Below are 16436 nucleotides of genomic sequence, written 5' to 3' on the forward strand. Positions count from 1 at the left end.
CTGGCATTCTGCTGTTACAACCATCCATCCATTCCTGCGGAAACGAGTGAACTCAATCGCCCCGAGCGCTGTCTGTCAGCCGTCGGCCCAACCGGGCCGGGCGCATGGCCCTTGGCCATGCGGTAGCCCCGCCCCGGTCGCGCGCTTGTCCATAACAATTCGACTGGCCGGCTTTTTCGCTCCCCTTTGCGGGTTTCGTTCTCTCGCCATGTGAAGATTGCCATGTCCCTATCCCGTCGCATCCCCGCCGCTCTTTCCCCGTTCCAGAACCGCGTCATCGGAGCCTGCCTGCTCGGCGGCCTGCTGGCGGCCGGCGCCCCGGCGCAGGCCGAGGAGGCGACCGGCAACGCGCGCTGGGTGAGCGACAGCCTGACCACTTTCGTGCGCAGCGGCCCCACCGATGGCTATCGCATCGTCGGCACCCTCACCTCCGGGCAGAAGGTCGAGCTGCTTGGCACCCAGGGCAACTACAGCCAGGTGCGCGGCGAGAACGGCAGCACCGTGTGGATTCCCAGCCGCGACTTGCAGGAGGTTCCCGGCCAGGCCGAGCGCCTGCCGCAACTGGAACAGAAGGTGGCCGCCCTGACCGCCGAGCTGGACGGCATCAACGACACCTGGAAGACCCGCGTGCAGGGCATGCAGGAAACCCTCGACACGCGCAAGAAGTTGATCGACGAATTGCAGGCGGCGCGCAGCAACCTGGACGCCGAGCTCGGCAAGGCCCGCTCCGACCTGCGTGCGGTGCAGGCGCAACTGGGCGACGAGAACAAGCAGGTGCTGATGCGCTACATGGTCTACGGCGGCAGCATCGCCGGCGCCGGCCTGTTCGCCGGGCTGATCCTGCCGTCGCTGCTGAGGGTGCGGCGCAAGCGCAACGACAAGTGGTTCTGAGCCTCCGCCCGCGTCTCTGCGTTTCGTAAAGCAAGCCCCGCCGGCCGCGGGGCTGTGTCGCAAGCGCGACAAGGGCTGAAGCGTCAGCCGCCCGGCGAGACGATGATCTTCACGTTGTGCTCCTTGTTGTTCACCAACTCTTCGAAACCGCGCTCGACGATTTCTTCCAGGCCGATGCGACCGGTCACCAGCGGTGCGATGTCGAGGCGGCCGTCGGCTATGAAGGCGATCACGTCGGCGAACTCGCCGTTGTAGGCGAGGGCCCCGAGCAACTGCTTCTCGGTGGAAACCAGCTCGAAGAAATTGAATTCACTGGGCTCCTCGAAGATTCCCACAAGCACGCATTTGCCGGCCTTGCGGATGGCATCGATGGCCAGCTTGGCGGTGTGCTTGTTGCCGATGCATTCGAAGCTGACGTCGGCGCCAAGCCCGCCGGTGAGGGCGCGGATTTCGCCTAGGGCGTCGCACCGCGAGGGGTCGAGCACCTGGCTGGCGCCGACCTCCAGGGCCTTGGCCTTGCGCGCCGAGGACATCTCCAGGGCGATCACCTGTGCCGCGCCGGCGGCGCGCGCGCACATGATGGTGCACAGGCCGATGGTGCCGGCGCCGACCACCACCACGTTCTGCCCGAGCAGGCTGCCGGCCTTCTTCACCGCGTGCATGCCCACCGCCAGCGGCTCGATCAGCGCGCCGGCCTCGCTGGGAAATCCGGCCGGCAGGGCGTAGAGCAGGTTGGCCGGTACGTTGACGTATTCGGCGAAGGCGCCGTTGTTCATCAGCCCGGTGAAGGCCAGGTTCTCGCAGATGTTGTACAGCCCATGCCGGCAGTAGTAGCAGGTGCCGCAATGCTGGCAGGCGTCTGCGGCGACCGCCTGGCCGAGGGCGAAGCCGGTCACGCCGTTGCCGAGGCGGACGATTTCGCCGCTGAACTCGTGGCCGAGGATGCACCGATCCTTGAGGCCGGTGAGCGGGTGCGGCGCCTCCACGGGGATGAATACCGGGCCGGCCAGGTATTCGTGCAGGTCGGAGCCGCAGATGCCGCACCAGTGCACGCGGATCTGCACCCAGCCGGGCGGCGGCTCGGCCGGGAGCGGCACGTCTTCCACGCGGATATCGTGGCGGCCGTGCCAGACGGCGGCGCGCATCGCCGCGTTGGCTTGCGGGGAACTGTTCATGTCGGTCGTCTCCTCAATGCTGGCGGAGGAAGTCGAGCAGCAGGCGGTTGACCTGCTCGGCGGCTTCCATCTGCACCATGTGCGCCTGTCCGGGAATGATCTCCACCTGGGCTGGCAGGCCCTCGGCATGCCGCGCCGGGATGATCGCGTCATCGCTGCCCCAGATCGCCAGGACCGGCTGGCGGCCCTCGCTCGCCACGGCACGCAGGTCGTTGCGCTGGCGACCGTCGGCGAACAGGTTGTCCAGCAACTGGCGCAGGGCCGCATCGACGCCTTCCAGGCGCTTGTAGCGGAGCATGTCCTCGAGCATCTGCCGGGTGACCAGCGCGGGGTCGGAGAACAACTGCACCAGTTGCGGCTTCAACGCGTTGCGGTTGGCCGCCTCGACGAAGCCGCGCAGGTAGTCGCCGTTGATCTCCTCGCCGAGGCCGGCGCTGCCGATCAGGCTCAGCGACAGCACCCGCTGCGGCGCCAGGCGCGCGCAGTTCAGCGCCACCGCTCCCCCCATGGAGTGACCGGCCAGGTGTACCTGTTCCAGGTCGAGGTGGTCGAGCAGGGCCAGCACGCTGCCGCTGAGTTCATCGAGGTCGCCGCGCACCAGGGCCTTGCCGGACTCGCCGTGGCCCGGCAGGTCTAGAGCGATCACCCGCCGCTCGGCGGCCAGCGCCTCGTGGTTGAACAACCAGTTGTTCAGGTCGCCACCGAAACCGTGGATCAGCAGTAGCGCCGGATCGCCCTCGCCGCGGTCGAAATAGCGCAGGAGGCGCCCGTCCAGCTCGACTTTCCGCGGTGCCGGTCCGCTATCCCCAGCGTCCTCGTCGGCGGGTACGAATTCGGCCTGGAAGCGTTGCACCAGTGCGTCGATCTCCTCGTCGCTCGCCTCGCCCTCGACCACCACGCCGAGCAGCGCGCCGACCGCCAGGGTCTCGTCCTCGCGCGCCACCTTGCGCCGCAGCACGCCCGAGAAGGGCGCCTCGACGCTGCTGGAGATCTTGTCGGTCTCCACGTCGAGCACCTCGTCGCCTTTCTCGATATGCGCGCCCTCTTCCTTGAGCCAGGCGTCCACCCGACCCTCGGTCATCGACAGGCCCCACTTGGGCATGGTCAGTGTATGGATCCGGCTCATGCCGCGTCCCTCCCTTCCAGGGCCTGGCGCACGGCTGCCTCGATCTTCGCCGCGTCGGGGATGTAGAGGTCTTCCAGGGCGTCGGAGAAAGGCACCGGCGTATGGGGCGCGGTGACCCGGCGGATCGGCGCGCGCAGCGCGGAGAAGGCCCGTTCGGCGACCAGCGCGGCGATGTCGGTGGCCATCGAGCAGCGTGGGTTGGCTTCGTCGACCACTACCAGGCGGCCGGTCTTTTCCACGCTTTCGAGAATGCTGTCCTCGTCCAGCGGGCTGGTGCTGCGCAGGTCCAGTACTTCGCAGGAGATGCCCTGGCGCGCCAGGCTGGCGGCGGCGTCCAGCGCCAGGTGGACCATGCGGCCGTAGGTCACCAGGGTGACGTCGTCGCCGTCGCGGAGGAAGTTCGCCTCGCCGAAGGGTACGCTGTACAGCTCCTCGGGTACCTCGCCCTGCATCGAATAGAGCAGCTTGTGCTCGCAGAAGATCACCGGGTCGTTGTCGCGGATCGCCTGGACCAGCAGGCCCTTGGCGTCGTAGGGCGACGACGGGCAGACCACCTTGAGGCCGGGGATGTGGGTCCATAGCGAAGTGAGCATCTGCGAATGCTGGGCGGCGGCGCGCAGGCCGGCGCCGACCATGGTACGGATCACCAGCGGGGTGACCGCCTTGCCGCCGAACATGTAGCGGAACTTGGCGGCCTGGTTGAGGATCTGGTCCAGGCAGCAACCGGCGAAGTCGACGAACATCAGTTCGCACACCGGGCGCATGCCGCGGGTGGCGGCGCCGACCGCGGCGCCGACATAGCCGATCTCTGACAACGGGGTATCCAGCACACGGCCGGGGAACTGGTGGTAGAGGCCCTTGGTGACCCCCAGCACGCCGCCCCAGGCGTCGTCCTCGCCGGGCGCGCCGGCGCCGCCGGCATTGTCTTCGCCCATGATGAAGACGCTCGGGTCGCGGCGCATTTCCTGGGCCAGCGCCTCGTTGATGGCCTGCTGGTAGCTGATCTTTCTCGCCATGATGGTTCTCCTCGTTCTTGTTTTCGGGCGGCTCAGGGATAGGACACGTAGACGTCGCGCAGCAGGTCGTCCGGCTCCGGCTTGGGATCGTTCTTCGCGCGCTGCACGGCATCCTCGATGCGCGCCTCGACCTCGGCGTCGATGGCGTCCAGGTCGCTGGCGGAGAGCAGGCCGGCGTGGCAGGTGCGTTCGCGGAACTGCTTGAGGCAGTCGCGGGTTTCCCGGTAGTGCTTTACTTCGTCGGGATCGCGGTAGGTCTGTGCGTCGCCCTCGAAGTGTCCGTAGTAGCGGGTCAGCTTGACTTCGATCAGCGACGGCCCCTCGCCGGCGCGGGCGCGCTCGATGGCGGCGCCGGCAGCCTCGTGGACGGCGAAGAAGTCGAAGCCGTCGACGGTCACCCCGGGCATGCCGAAACCGGCGGCGCGGTCGGCGATGTGGTCGCAGGCCACCGACCAGTTGGCCGCGGTGGCCTCGGCATAGCCGTTGTTCTCGGCGACGAACAGGCACGGCAGGTTCCACACCGCGGCCAGGTTCATCGCCTCGAACACCGCGCCTTCGTTGGAGCCGCCATCGCCGAAGAAGGCCACCGCCACCGCATCGCTGCCTTTCAGCTTGGCCGCCAGCGCGGCGCCGGCGGCCAGCGGCGCGCCGGCGCCGACGATTCCGTTGGCGCCGAGCATGCCTTTCTCCAGGTCGGCGATATGCATGGAGCCGCCCTTGCCCTGGCAGACCCCGGTCTTCTTGCCATAGATTTCCGCCATCATGCCGTGCACGTCTACGCCCTTGGCGATGCAGTGGCCGTGGCCGCGATGGGTGGAGGCGATGCAGTCGTCGTCGCGCAGGTGCGCCATCACGCCGGCGGCGGAGGCTTCCTCGCCGGCGTAGAGGTGGACGAAGCCGGGTATCTCGCCCGTGGCGAACTCGACGTGCAGGCGTTCCTCGAAGGCGCGGATGGTGCGCATCACGCGGTAGGCATGGAGCAGTTGGTCGGTGCTCAGAGTGGACATCTTGTTGTTCTCCAGGTTGTCTTCACGGGGTCATCGGGGTTCGCTGGCCGGCCAGCAGGCGATGGCGGGCGGCGTAGGCGAGGGTGGCCGGCACATCGACGCTGAACGGGCCGGAAGGGTCGAGGGTGATGCTCGGGCGGTCGGTGGCGCTGAACTCGATCTCGCGCTCTCCGTCCAGCGCCAGGGTCCCGCTGGACAGGCTCGGTGCGTGGGCCACGCCGGGTTGCAGGTAGCCGGCGGCAGAGACCCCGCAGCCCACCAGCAGGCCCGGCGCCAGCGGCACCAGCAGGCTCTCGCGGGCGTCCGGATGCAGGCGCATCCAGGCGCCGTGGGGCTCCTCGCGGCTCACCGGCGACCACAGTCCGCAAAGCGCCGAAAGGCCGATGGCGTGGGGTTCGGCGAAGCTGACGAAGACTTCGGCGAGGTCTTCGGCGCGACTGATGGCGCGGGCGCCGATGAACGGCTGCGGCGACACCGCGACGTCCACCAGCGCCCACTCGCAGAACCCGCGGCGCGGCTCGCGCACCAGCAGGCGCTTGTTGCGTCGCAGGCCGATCTCCGGCGGCACCCGGTTGCTGGCGCAGAGGCCGCCGGCGAGCCCCGCGCCGGTGGCTTCGCGCAGCTCCGGGAAGGCGTTGTTGGTCCCGGTGGACAGCGCCAGCAGGGGGACGTCGCCGACCTCGGCGGCCACTGCCTTGTGCGTGCCGTCGCCGCCGAGCACGGCGATCAGCGCCACGCCGCGCTCGACCATGCGCCGCGCCGCCAGGCGGGTATCCTCGACGCTCTGGCGCAGCGGCATGTCGAGGAACTCCAGGAACGGCCAGTGGCCGTCGCGGGCCTGGCGGGTCTGGCTGGCCCGGAGCACGGCGGCGGCGATGCCGGTCATGTCCGGCGGCAGCAACGCATGGCGGATGCCGGTGGCGCCGAAGGCGGCGAGCAGGCGTTGCACCACCGATGCCTTGTCGGTGCTGGAGTGCAGCCCGGCATGGGCGGTGAGGCGACGCAGGTCGCGACCGGAGGCCGGGTTGGCGATGATGCCGACGATCGGCGAGGGCGGGGTCATAGCGAGAATCCGCCGTCGACGGCGATGGCCTGGCCGGTGACGTGCGGCGCGCAGGCCAGGTAGACGACGAGCTGGCCCATGTCTTCGACGGTCTGCGCCTCGCCCTGGGGCAGCAGGCTGGCCTGGTGGCGTTCCCAGGACTGCGCCTCGCTTTCGCCGGCCTGCCGCCAGCGGCCCGACAAGCCGTCCTCGCCGCGCCACATTCCGGTGCCGACGATTCCCGGGCAGAGCGCGTTGACCGTCACCCCGTCGCGCGCGACCTCCTTGGCCAGGGCATTGCTGAAACCGATCACGGCAAACTTCGAGGCACAGTAGTGGGCGAGGTCGGGGAGACCGACCTTGCCGGCGATCGATGACAGGTTGACGATCCGCCCCCAGCGCTGCGCCTGCATCAGCGGCAGTTCGGCCTGGCAGCAGAGGAACACGCCGCGGGCGTTGACGTTCATCACCCGGTCCCAGTCGGCGAGGCTGAGTTCGGCGACCTTGCGGATGCTGATCACCCCGGCATTGTTCACCGCCACGTCGAGCCGGCCGAACTCCGTGGCGACCCGCTCGACCATCGCCCGGACGCTGTCGCCGTCGCTGACGTCGACCCCAAGGGCCAGGCTGCGGCGACCGAGGCTGCGGATCGCGGCGGCGGTTTCCTCGGCGACCTGCGGATCGAGGTCGGCCACCGCCACGTCGGCGCCGGCGCGCGCCAGGGCGAGGGCGATGCCCCGGCCGATGCCGCGTCCGGCGCCGGTCACCAGCGCGACCCGGGAAGACAGGGAGAAATCGTCGGACGACGTAGCGTGCATGCTTCACCTCTGATTGTTCTTGTAGGTGTATGCGGCAGGGCGTTGGGAGGAGCGGACAGTCCGCCCTGCCGTCGCCGTGGCTGGAGCAAGGCCGATGCCAGGTTGCGGCGTGGCGGCCGGAAGGCCCGTCGTAGAGCGCCGGCATGGGAAGGCCGGCGACCGCCGGGGCGACGTCCGGCGAGACAACCCATGTCATCGCGCACGGGTTCCCGGCGAGACGCTGAGACGCTCCGTCTCAGTCGTCGGCTGTGGCGGCCCGGCGCTTGTCGAGGGTCGCCGATGGGCGCTTAATGGGCGGCACAACAACAAGATGCCGAGCAACGGAGGCCCCATGCTTTCCGCACACTCGAAGGACCATGTGGACTGTGTCAGCCGTGTCCTGAGGAACGCCGCGCGCCTGCCGCAGGCGCCGGTGCCGACGCCGATCCTCGACTCCTGGCGCCGCTCCATGGAGCAGCACCGTCTCGACCCGGGGTCCCTGCAAGGGCCGCGGATTCTCTCGCAGACCCTCCTCGACGAATGTCGCGAGCGTTCCGAACTGTTCCTGCGCATCGCCAGCGAAGAGGTGGCGCGACTGCATGGACGGGTGCGCGATGCCGACTACTGCGTACTGCTCACCGATGCCCAGGGGCGGACCATCGACTACCGTGTCGAGTCGACCATCCGCAACGACTGCCGCAAGGCCGGGCTGTACCTCGGCACCTGCTGGTCGGAAGGCGAGGAGGGCACCTGCGGGGTGGCCGCCGTACTCACCGACAGGACTGCGGTGACGGTGCACAAGCGCGATCACTTCCGCGCCGCCTTCATCGACCTGACCTGTTCCGCGGCGCCGGTCTTCGATCCGCAGGGCGAGTTGCTCGGTGTGCTCGACGTTTCCGCCGTGCAATCGCCGGACGACCGCCGCAGCCAGCATCTGATCCGGCAGATGGTGGCGCAGAGCGCGCGGGAGATCGAAAACGCCTTCTTCATGCACAGCGCCCAGGGCCATTGGGTGCTGCGCGCGCACCGTGCGCCGGGCTACGTCGACAGCCAGCCGGACTACCTGTTCGCCTGGGACGCCGATGGGCGCCTGCTGGCGTTGAACCCGGCGGCGCGGCACTACCTGCGGCAGCGCCTGGGGCAGGTGCCGAGCCACATCGGCGAGGTGTTCGACCTCGACGCCCTGCACGCCGCCGCCGACCAGGCGCCGTGCCTGCTGCGCGGCCAGGCCGGCGAGCTGCACGTGCGTCTCAGCGCGCCGCGGGCCAAGGCGCGGCGGCTGGAGCGCGAGGTGCCCGACGACGCTGCGCTCGACCCGCGCATCGCCGAAAGCCTGCGCCTGGCGGTGCGGGTCAAGGACCGCAACCTGCCGGTGCTGATCCAGGGCGAGACCGGCGCCGGCAAGGAGGTTTTCGCCCGCCAGCTGCACCAGGCCAGCGCCCGTCGCGACAAACCCTTCGTCGCGCTCAACTGCGCGGCGATTCCCGAAAGCCTGATCGAGAGCGAGCTGTTCGGCTACGTTGGCGGAGCCTTTACCGGCGCGGCGGCGAAAGGGATGCGCGGCCTGCTGCAGCAGGCCGATGGCGGTACCCTGTTCCTCGACGAGATCGGTGACATGCCGCTGGGCCTGCAGACCCGCCTGCTGCGCGTGCTGGCCGAGGGCGAGGTGGCGCCGCTGGGGGCTGCGCGCCGGCAGGCTGTGGATATCCAGGTGATCTGCGCCACCCACCGCGACCTGGCGGCGCTGGTGGCGGCCGGCGGCTTCCGCGAGGATCTCTACTTCCGCCTCGGCGGCGCCCGCTTCGAACTGCCGCCGCTACGCGAACGCAGCGACCGGCTGGCGCTGATCCGGCGCATCCTCGACGAGGAAACCGCGCACTGCGGCGTACGCATCGAACTCGGCGAGGCAGCCCTGGAATGCCTGCTCGGCTATCGCTGGCCGGGCAATGTCCGCCAGTTGCGGCATGTGTTGCGCTACGCCTGCGCGCTGTGCGGCGGCGCCACCCTGCAACTCGCCGACCTTCCGGCAGAGCTGCGTGGCGAAGGCCGGACACCGGCCAGTGCGTGCGAGAGCGGCGGCGGTCCGGAGCGCGACGCCCTGCTCGACGCCCTCGTGCGGCATCGCTGGAAACCCATGGCCGCGGCGCGGGAACTGGGTATCTCGCGAGCGACCCTGTATCGGCGGGTGCGCCGGCATGGCATCCGCATGCCGGGCCAGGCGGACGACTGAGGTGCGCCGGCGGCCGGCGCAGTCGTCAAGCGCGGAAAATCAAAACCAGCCTTGAGCCTTGCCCCGTTAATGCCGGTGGGCTTTCCCTGTAGCGTTCCGGGCAGCGGCGCAACCCGTTCGGTCGCGCCCCGCCAGGAGCCTACGGAGGAAACCCATGCCCGCCCCGCACCAGCCAGCCCGCAATCCGACCGGGGAGTTCGACCCATGCCGCTAGCCCTGCTGCTCGCCATGGGCGCGTTCTCCCTGAGCCTGTCGATTTCCCCCGGTCCGGTGAACCTGACCATCGTCGCTTCCGGCGCCAACCATGGTTTCCGCCGGACCCTGCCGTTCGTCACCGGCGCCACCCTCGGCTTCGTCCTGCTGCTGGCCTTCGTCGGCTTCTGGTTCGTCCGCGCGATCGAGGCCTACCCGCGCTTCTTCGACTACCTGGGGATGGCCGGCGCGGCGTTCATCGCTCATGTGGGCTACCGCATCGCCACCGCGGATCCACGCCTGGCCCTGGAGGAAAACGGGGTCCCCGGGTTCTTCCAGGGCGTGCTCCTGCAATGGCTCAATCCCAAGGCCTGGATCGCCTGCGCTTCCGGCGTGGCCTTGTTCGCCAGCCCGAGCACGCACGCGCCGCTGCTGGTCTTCATGGCCATCTACCTGGTGGTCTGCTACCTCTCGCTGGCCGCCTGGGCACTGCTCGGTGACCGCGTGGCGCTGCTGCTCGACAGCCCCCGGCGGGTGCGCCTGTTCAATCGGGCGATGGGCGGCACCCTGGTGCTGACCGCTGGCTACATGCTCTACCTGCAGCTCGCCGCTAGCCCGGATTGAAGGCCTCGTAGAGGCGATTGATGAGGGTATAGGCGATGCTGCTGGCGGGTACGTTGGGCGGCCACACCGCATACACCTTCAACGGCTCCAGGCGCCATTCCGGCAGCACCGCGCGCAACTCGCCGCGGCGGATCGGCTCGTCGCTCAGGTAGGTCGGCGGCGCGGCCAGGCCGACGCCGAGGCGGGCCAGGCGGCAGGAGGCTTCGACGCTGTCGACGCGCACCCGCGGGGTGTAGTCGACGCGTACCTCCTCGTCGTCCCGCGCATGACGGAATAGCCGGCTGTCGGGGCGCATGCCGAGCCCGATCCATTCCAGCCGCTGCAGGTCGCGCGGGTGTTCCAGCGGCGCGTGCCGGGCCAGGAATGCCGGTGCCGCCACTACCTGGCGCGGCAGCAGGAACAGGTGACGGGCCTTCAGCGAGCTGTCCGGCAGGTCGCCGATGCGGAAGGCGATGTCGATGCCGTCGCCGATGATGTCGTGGCGGCTGTCGTCGCAGGCGATGCCGAGGTCGAGGTCGGGATGCTCCTCGATGAAGGCTGCCAGGTGACGGGTGAAGTCGCCGTTGACGAACACCGCGGGCATCGAGATGCGCAGGCTGTTGCGGGTCGAGACGGCGCGCTGGCGGAACTCGATGAAGCCCTTCTCGTAGAGTTCCAGCATGGAGCGGGCGGTGTCCAGCAACTGCGTGCCGTCCTGGGTCAGCGACAGCTTGCGGCTATTGCGGTAGAGCAGTGCACGGCCCAGGTTCCGTTCCAGCCTGGACAGGTGCAGGCTGGCGGTCGCGGCGCTCAGGCCCAGCGCCTCGGCGCCGCCGGAGACGGAGCCGGTCTCGGCGATCTTGGCGAATACGATCAGGTAGCGGATGTCGTCGATCATGCGGTCTCTCGTCGCAGGGGCTGGGTGCATCCTGCGCGATGGCGGCCAGCCGGACAAGCGCGAGAGGTAGAGAGCGGCGGCGCTTCCCGGGCTTTTCAGCGCAGGCTCCAGAAGCCCAGGCGACCGAGGCTCGCCGCCAGTCGCAGGCGCGAGGTCTGCCAGTTGCCGAGGGCGCGGATGTGCTGGTCCTCGGCGCTGGCGTAGGCGGTCAGGGCGTTGAGCAGCTCGATCATGCTGCCGACCCCTGAGCGGTAGCGGCCCTGCACCACCTCCAGGCTTTGCCGCGACTGTTCGACCAGTTCGCGGGTGCGCGCCAGGCTGCGGGTCTCGACGCTGAGCGACTGGTAGTTGTTCCACACCTCCAGCGAAACCTGCTGCTCGGTGTCGGCCAGCTCCGCTTCGCTGGCTTCGCGGCGGGCCAGGGCGTTGCGGACCTGGTAGGTGCGTTCGAAGCCTTCGAACAACGGGATGTTCAGTTGCAGGCCGATGCTGCGGTCGCGTTCGCGGGTATCGCCGTTGAACGCCATCGCCTGGTCGCTATGGCTGCGTGCCAGGTTGGCGCTCAGCGCCAGGCTCGGCCGGCCGGCGGCGCGGCTTTCCTCCACCGAGGCGGCGGCGGCTTTCAGCCGCGCCTGGGCGGCGAGCAGCGCCGGATGCTCGCGGCGGGCTTCGGCGAGCATCTCGTCGATGGCCTTGACGAAGCCGGTGTCGGGTTGCGCCTCCAGCTCGCCGGAGAGGCGCAGCGGGGTATCCGGCGCCAGGCCCATGCGCAGGGCGATGACGCCGAGGGCGTTGCTCAGGGCGCCTTCGTCGCGGACCTGGGCGAGGCTCGCCTGGGACAGCGCGGTCTGCGCCTGCAGGCGATCGGAAAGGGCGGCGGCGCCGGCCCGGTACTTGGCGTCGGCGGCTTCCAGGTTCTGCGCCGCCAGCTCCGCGACCTGCCGCGAGGCGGCCAGGCTGCGCTGGGCGGCGAGGGCGTCGTAGTAGGCCTGGGCGGCGAGGGCGAAGGTGTTCTGCAGGGTCGCGTCCTGGCTGGCGTTGGCCGCCAGCAGCAACTGCTGGGCGTTGCGCAGGGCGGCGCTGCGGCGGCCGAAGTCGAACAGCACCCAGCTCAATTGGAGGCTGGCGCCGCGCCGGTGGCGATGGCCGTCGCCGGAGAGGTAGGGGGCATCGCGATAATCCATGTCGCTGTAGCCGCGACTGGCGTCGAGACGGCCGTCCAGGCGCGGCAGGTAGGCGGACTTGCCGATCCCGACCTGGGCCGCCTGGGCCTTGGCATTGGCCCAGGCGAGGCGGGTCTGCGGGTCGTGGCAGAGGATCCGCTCGATGGCTTCCTCCAGGCTCAGCTCGGTCGGTGGCGGCCCGCCGCGGCAGGGCAAACCGCTGCCGCCGAGGTCGTAGACCGCCTGGCCGGCGACCTGGCCGGTGGTGCCGAACACGTCCGGCTCGTAGGCGGCGGCGCCGGGAACCAGGCCGAGCAGGCCGCACAACAGGCCGGCGAGGGCACGCATCAGGCCTGCTCCCGCGCCGCGGCGGCCTGGCGTTCGGCCAGGCGCGCGGTGCTTTCGTCGAGGCTTACCTTGCCCTGGCCGAGGACTATCACGCGGTCCGCCGAGGCGATGGTCTCGGGCCGATGGGCGACCATGATGCGGGTGATGCGCAGCGCTCGAATGGCGGCGTTGACCCGCTGTTCGCAGTGTACGTCGAGGTGGCTGGTGGCTTCGTCGAGGAACAGGATGCGCGGCTTCTTGTACAGCGCCCGGGCCAGCATCACCCGCTGCTTCTGGCCGCCGGAGAGCACCGTGCCCATGTCGCCGACCAGGGTGTTGTAGCCCATCGGCATGGCCTGGATGTCATCGTGGATGGCAGCCATCTGCGCGCACTGCAGCAGCCAGGGCATGTCCGGTTGCGGGTCGAAGAAACTGATGTTGTCGCTGAGCGAACCGGCGAACAGCACGTCGTCCTGCAGCACCGTGCCGACCAGTTCGCGCAGGCCGTCCAGGCCCAGTTGCGCAAGGTCCAGGCCGGCCATGCGGATCTGTCCCTCCACTGGCGGGAGGATGCCCAGCAGGACGTTGAACAGGGTGCTCTTGCCGCAGCCCGAGGGGCCGACGATGGCCACCGACTCGCCGCCGGCGATGCGCAGGTCGAGGCCGTCGAGGACCCAGGGCTCCTGTTCCGCGTAGCGGTAGCGCAGGCCCTGGATCTCGATGCTCGCCTCGCGCTCGCGAAGGTTCTCCGGGAGGATGTCGCCGTGGCTGACCTCCGGGGCCTGGAGCACGATGTCGGCCAGGCGCTCGCCCTGCAACTGGAGCATGCGCAGCTCGAAGAACTTGTCGATCAGGCTGCCGACGCGGCTGTCGAACTGCGACTTGTAAGCGTTGAAGGCCATCAGGATGCCGACGCTGAACTGGCCGTCCATCACCATGGTCGCGCCGAGCCAGATCACCAGCAGGTTCTCCACGCCGAACAGCAGGCCGTTGAGCTGCTGGTAGAACAGTTGCAGCTTCTGCGTACGCAGGCCGGCGTTGATCTGTTCCACCAGCAGGCCGAGCCATACCGAGCGGCGCTCGTCCTGGCGCTGGAACAGCTTCAACGGGCGGATGCCGCGCACCGTCTCGAGGAAGTGGCTCTGCTGGCGCGCGGCGTGGACGATCTGCTCCTCGGTGGCGTTGCGCAACGGCCGGTACCAGATCCAGCGGCCGAGGGCGTAGAGGCTCATGGCGGCGATGGCGATGGCCGCCAGTGGCGGACTGTAGAGCAGCATCATGCCGAGGGTGGCGACGGTCATCAGGCCGTCCAGCACCGCCGAGAGGAAGGCCGCGGTGAGGGTCTGCTGGATGCTGTTCACCGCGCCGAAGCGCGACACCACGTCGCCCAGGTGGCGCTTCTCGAAATACTGCGCGGGCAGCCGCAGCAGGTGGCTGAAGACGTTGGCCTGCCACTGCACGCCGAGCAGGGTGCTCATGTGCATCATCACCCAGGCGCGCACCCCGCTGACCGCCTGCTGCATCAGCAGCAACAGGCCGAAGCCGATGGCCAGGGTGCTGAGCAGGTCACGGTCTTCGCTGACGATGACGTTGTCGATGGTCCATTGCAGGAAGAACGGACTGATCAGCGAGAACACTTCCAGCGCGCCGGCGAGCAGCAGCACCTGGGCCAGCGAGCGGTACAGCCCGGTGACCTTGCCGAGCATGCCCAGCAGCTTGATCCGCGGCGGCGCCTCCTGTTTCTCGAAGCCGCTCTCCGGCCAGAGTTCCAGGGCTACCCCGGTGAAGCTCCGCGAGACTTCCTCCAGGCCCAGCCGGCGCTGGCCGTGGGCGGGGTCGTGGAGCACCGCGCCGCGCCCGTCGACCGCCTTGAGCACGACGAAGTGGTTGAAGTTCCAGTGCAGCACGCAGGGCAGCTTGAGCTTGCCGAGGTCGCCGAGGTCGAGCTTCACCGCGCGGGTACCCAGGCCGAGGCGGTGGGCGGTCTGGATCAGTTGCTTGAGGGAGATGCCCTTGAGCGATACGGAGAAGCGCCGGCGCAGTTCCATCAGGCCGGTATGGTGGCCGTGGTAGCCGGCGATCATCGCCAGGCAGGCCAGGCCGCATTCGGTGGCTTCGGTCTGCAGCACCAGCGGCAGGCGGCGGCCCAGGCGCAGGGCGAGAGCGTCGAGAAAGGCCATGGGTCGTTCCTAGAGTTTGCCGGTCAGGCTGTAGAGCGGTTCCAGCACCCATTCGTAGAGGCGCCGGGTGTCCTGGAGGATGTCGGCGTCCAGCAGCATGCCGCTCTGCAGCGGACGCGGCTGGCCGTAGGCGGTCACCGCCTGGTCGTCGAGGGTTACCCGCAGCCGGTACAGCTGCTCGCCATCCTGGCCGAGCCCCGGTACGCCGCCGACCATGCTGGAAAGCTCGGCATAGGAGACGCTGGCGCGGGAGATCGACTGCACCTTGCCGTGGTACTGGCCGAACTTCTGGTACGGATAGGCCTGGTAGCGGATCAGCACCGCGTCGCCCGGCCGGATGAAACCGATGGACTTGCTCGGCGCGTAGAGTTCGGCCTGCAACGGGGTGTCGGCGGGAACGATGCTCAGCAGCGGACGCGAGCTGTCGACGGTCTGCCCGGCTTCGGCGAGCACGGCGGTGGCGATGCCGCTCTCCGGCGCGGTGACCAGCAAGGTGCGCTTGGCTTCGCTTTCGGCCAGGTCCTGCTCCACCGCGCTGAGCTGGCGGCGGGTTTCCGCGAGCTGGTTGGCCTGGCGCGCGGAAAGCCCGGCGAGTTCGTTGCGGCGCTCGGTCAACTGCTGCCGCAGCGACGTGCGTTCGCGCTCCAGGCCTTGCAGGGTCTGGCGCTGGCCGAGCAGCTCGGCCTGGCGCTGCTGCAACTGGTCCATGGAGATGTAGCCCTTGTCCATCAGCCCCTGGTAGCGCGCGGCGGCGTCGCTGGCCAGCGCCAGCAGGCGTTGCTGGCTGTCGGTCTGGGCGGCGAGGGTGGTGAGTTCGCGCTGCAGGCTGGCGACCTTGCTGGTCAGGCTGTCGCGCTCGTCGTCTTGCAGGCGGCGAAGCTTTTCCAGTTCGTCGCGCAGGGAGTCGCGGCGTTGTTCCAGGCGCCTGCTGATGCCGGCCTGCACCGGCCCGGCATCGCTGCCGTAGCGTTCGCTGGAAAGCACCATCAGGCGCTCGCCGCGTCGTACCGCCTGGCCTTCCTGGACGAACTTGCGCAGCACGATGCCGGCCTGCGGCGCGTGCACCTTGACCTGGCCGCTGGCGGGCACCAATTGGCCGCTGACGGTGCTGCGCTTGGTGTAGCTGCCGAACAGGAAGAAGCCCACCACCAGCAGCGCCATCGCCGCGGCCAGCAGGGTGAGAAAAGTGAAGGAGACCGGGCGGATCAGCACGATCTCGCCCAGGCCGCCGGCATGCTGGGCGTCGAGGGCTTCCTGGCGAAACATGGTGGCTGGATCCTGGATTCGAATAATACTTGCATGACACTCCGACACCCTTGCGAAAGTTCAAACGCATGAAGTGCCGGAGTGCGACTTTTCTAATTAGATGGTGGTGCGGCCTACATCACCGGGACCGAAGTTTTCCCGGTATTGGCCCAAGTAACCGACAGCCGTCTCTGCATTGGTGAAGAGACCGACCGTGCCCCCGGCAATAGCGCCCATTGCGGTTGGCACGATCAGGCCGACCAACTGGGAAAGAGCGCCGAAGCCGAAGCCGCCGGCACCGCCCCATTTCCCGCCGATTGCCATGCCCGTCGCGGCGCCGTCGACGGCGCCTACGATCATGCCGGAAAGAGTTCCACCCGAAACGCAGGTGACTTCAATGTCATTGAGTTCTTTCATTTCATATATCTCCTTTAGGCTTCCCATGAGTCTGGAAAGCCATTCAATGGTACTAATCCGAAAGAGTGGGATGAACTGCCAGGATTAGCGGTTTTTCATGGGCTCGATAATTCGTTTGACAATGAGT

14 protein-coding genes are annotated in these 16436 nt (G+C 68.9%); 3 read left to right on the top strand and 11 right to left on the bottom strand.

Annotation, left to right across the window (positions count from 1 at the left end; genetic code table 11):
* Positions 1-222 precede the first annotated feature (222 nt).
* Complete coding sequence (locus tag LE197_RS33100) at positions 223-891, top strand: TIGR04211 family SH3 domain-containing protein (protein WP_003104779.1); 669 nt, start codon at positions 223-225, stop codon at positions 889-891.
* 83 nt (positions 892-974) lie between these two features.
* On the opposite strand, the gene LE197_RS33105 is transcribed toward LE197_RS33100, so the two are convergent.
* The 6 genes from LE197_RS33105 to LE197_RS33130 are packed head-to-tail and all read right to left on the bottom strand — an operon-like array spanning position 975 to position 7075.
* Complete coding sequence (locus LE197_RS33105) at positions 975-2036, bottom strand: 2,3-butanediol dehydrogenase (protein ID WP_223681893.1); 1062 nt, start codon at positions 2034-2036, stop codon at positions 975-977.
* A 43-nt stretch (positions 2037-2079) separates the two neighbouring features.
* On the bottom strand, positions 2080-3192 hold the full coding sequence (locus LE197_RS33110) for an acetoin dehydrogenase dihydrolipoyllysine-residue acetyltransferase subunit (protein WP_003093511.1): 1113 nt from the start codon (positions 3190-3192) through the stop codon (positions 2080-2082).
* Positions 3189-4208: an alpha-ketoacid dehydrogenase subunit beta gene (locus LE197_RS33115; protein WP_003104786.1), complete on the bottom strand. Its 1020-nt coding sequence runs from the start codon at positions 4206-4208 to the stop codon at positions 3189-3191. The genes LE197_RS33110 and LE197_RS33115 overlap by 4 nt, the downstream gene beginning before the upstream one ends.
* Positions 4209-4240: 32 nt before the next feature.
* A complete protein-coding gene (locus tag LE197_RS33120) occupies positions 4241-5215 on the bottom strand; it encodes a thiamine pyrophosphate-dependent dehydrogenase E1 component subunit alpha (RefSeq protein WP_003093507.1) in 975 nt (324 codons plus the stop codon).
* Positions 5216-5237: 22 nt separating this feature from the next.
* Complete coding sequence (locus tag LE197_RS33125; protein ID WP_034009933.1) at positions 5238-6278, bottom strand: ATP-NAD kinase family protein; 1041 nt, start codon at positions 6276-6278, stop codon at positions 5238-5240.
* Positions 6275-7075 carry an SDR family NAD(P)-dependent oxidoreductase gene (locus LE197_RS33130; RefSeq protein ID WP_003104791.1) on the bottom strand — a complete coding sequence of 267 codons (801 nt, stop codon included), beginning with the start codon at positions 7073-7075 and terminating at the stop codon, positions 6275-6277. The genes LE197_RS33125 and LE197_RS33130 overlap by 4 nt, the downstream gene beginning before the upstream one ends.
* A 331-nt stretch (positions 7076-7406) precedes the next feature.
* Between LE197_RS33130 and LE197_RS33135 the strand changes: the two genes are divergently transcribed.
* Together LE197_RS33135 and LE197_RS33140 are read left to right on the top strand one after the other, a co-directional pair.
* The gene (locus tag LE197_RS33135) at positions 7407-9284 is read left to right on the top strand and encodes a sigma-54-dependent Fis family transcriptional regulator (protein ID WP_003104795.1); all 1878 of its coding nucleotides are present in this window, start codon (positions 7407-7409) and stop codon (positions 9282-9284) included.
* 204 nt (positions 9285-9488) lie between these two features.
* Positions 9489-10100 carry a LysE family translocator gene (locus LE197_RS33140; RefSeq protein WP_003104796.1) on the top strand — a complete coding sequence of 204 codons (612 nt, stop codon included), beginning with the start codon at positions 9489-9491 and terminating at the stop codon, positions 10098-10100.
* Here LE197_RS33140 and LE197_RS33145 read toward each other — a convergent pair.
* The 5 genes from LE197_RS33145 to LE197_RS33165 form a co-directional block, all read right to left on the bottom strand.
* Complete coding sequence (locus LE197_RS33145; protein ID WP_003093500.1) at positions 10087-10977, bottom strand: LysR family transcriptional regulator; 891 nt, start codon at positions 10975-10977, stop codon at positions 10087-10089. The genes LE197_RS33140 and LE197_RS33145 overlap by 14 nt on opposite strands.
* 95 nt (positions 10978-11072) lie before the next feature.
* Positions 11073-12488 carry a TolC family protein gene (locus LE197_RS33150; RefSeq protein WP_003113001.1) on the bottom strand — a complete coding sequence of 472 codons (1416 nt, stop codon included), beginning with the start codon at positions 12486-12488 and terminating at the stop codon, positions 11073-11075.
* Entirely contained in the window at positions 12488-14647 is a 2160-nt protein-coding gene (locus LE197_RS33155; protein ID WP_003105688.1) for a peptidase domain-containing ABC transporter, read from the bottom strand. Before LE197_RS33155 ends, LE197_RS33150 begins: the two co-directional genes overlap by 1 nt.
* A 9-nt stretch (positions 14648-14656) precedes the next feature.
* Positions 14657-15913, bottom strand: coding sequence for an HlyD family secretion protein (locus tag LE197_RS33160; protein ID WP_003093492.1), 1257 nt, complete (start codon positions 15911-15913; stop codon positions 14657-14659).
* 96 nt (positions 15914-16009) lie between these two features.
* The gene (locus LE197_RS33165; RefSeq protein WP_003093484.1) at positions 16010-16309 is read right to left on the bottom strand and encodes a hypothetical protein; all 300 of its coding nucleotides are present in this window, start codon (positions 16307-16309) and stop codon (positions 16010-16012) included.
* Positions 16310-16436 lie beyond the last annotated feature (127 nt).

Origin of the sequence: Pseudomonas sp. PS1(2021), from assembly GCF_020405165.1 — a bacterium.
Taxonomy (GTDB): Bacteria; Pseudomonadota; Gammaproteobacteria; order Pseudomonadales; family Pseudomonadaceae; genus Pseudomonas; species Pseudomonas aeruginosa.

Bases quoted from the DNA above. Each gene is read 5' to 3' on its own strand.
- LE197_RS33100 (WP_003104779.1), top strand. From the start codon at position 223: ATGTCCCTATCCCGTCGCATCCCCGCCGCTCTTTCCCCGTTCCAGAAC.
- LE197_RS33105 (WP_223681893.1), bottom strand. From the start codon at position 2,036: ATGCGCGCCGCCGTCTGGCACGGCCGCCACGATATCCGCGTGGAAGAC.
- LE197_RS33110 (WP_003093511.1), bottom strand. From the start codon at position 3,192: ATGAGCCGGATCCATACACTGACCATGCCCAAGTGGGGCCTGTCGATG.
- LE197_RS33115 (WP_003104786.1), bottom strand. From the start codon at position 4,208: ATGGCGAGAAAGATCAGCTACCAGCAGGCCATCAACGAGGCGCTGGCC.
- LE197_RS33120 (WP_003093507.1), bottom strand. From the start codon at position 5,215: ATGTCCACTCTGAGCACCGACCAACTGCTCCATGCCTACCGCGTGATG.
- LE197_RS33125 (WP_034009933.1), bottom strand. From the start codon at position 6,278: ATGACCCCGCCCTCGCCGATCGTCGGCATCATCGCCAACCCGGCCTCC.
- LE197_RS33130 (WP_003104791.1), bottom strand. From the start codon at position 7,075: ATGCACGCTACGTCGTCCGACGATTTCTCCCTGTCTTCCCGGGTCGCG.
- LE197_RS33135 (WP_003104795.1), top strand. From the start codon at position 7,407: ATGCTTTCCGCACACTCGAAGGACCATGTGGACTGTGTCAGCCGTGTC.
- LE197_RS33140 (WP_003104796.1), top strand. From the start codon at position 9,489: ATGCCGCTAGCCCTGCTGCTCGCCATGGGCGCGTTCTCCCTGAGCCTG.
- LE197_RS33145 (WP_003093500.1), bottom strand. From the start codon at position 10,977: ATGATCGACGACATCCGCTACCTGATCGTATTCGCCAAGATCGCCGAG.
- LE197_RS33150 (WP_003113001.1), bottom strand. From the start codon at position 12,488: ATGCGTGCCCTCGCCGGCCTGTTGTGCGGCCTGCTCGGCCTGGTTCCC.
- LE197_RS33155 (WP_003105688.1), bottom strand. From the start codon at position 14,647: ATGGCCTTTCTCGACGCTCTCGCCCTGCGCCTGGGCCGCCGCCTGCCG.
- LE197_RS33160 (WP_003093492.1), bottom strand. From the start codon at position 15,913: ATGTTTCGCCAGGAAGCCCTCGACGCCCAGCATGCCGGCGGCCTGGGC.
- LE197_RS33165 (WP_003093484.1), bottom strand. From the start codon at position 16,309: ATGAAAGAACTCAATGACATTGAAGTCACCTGCGTTTCGGGTGGAACT.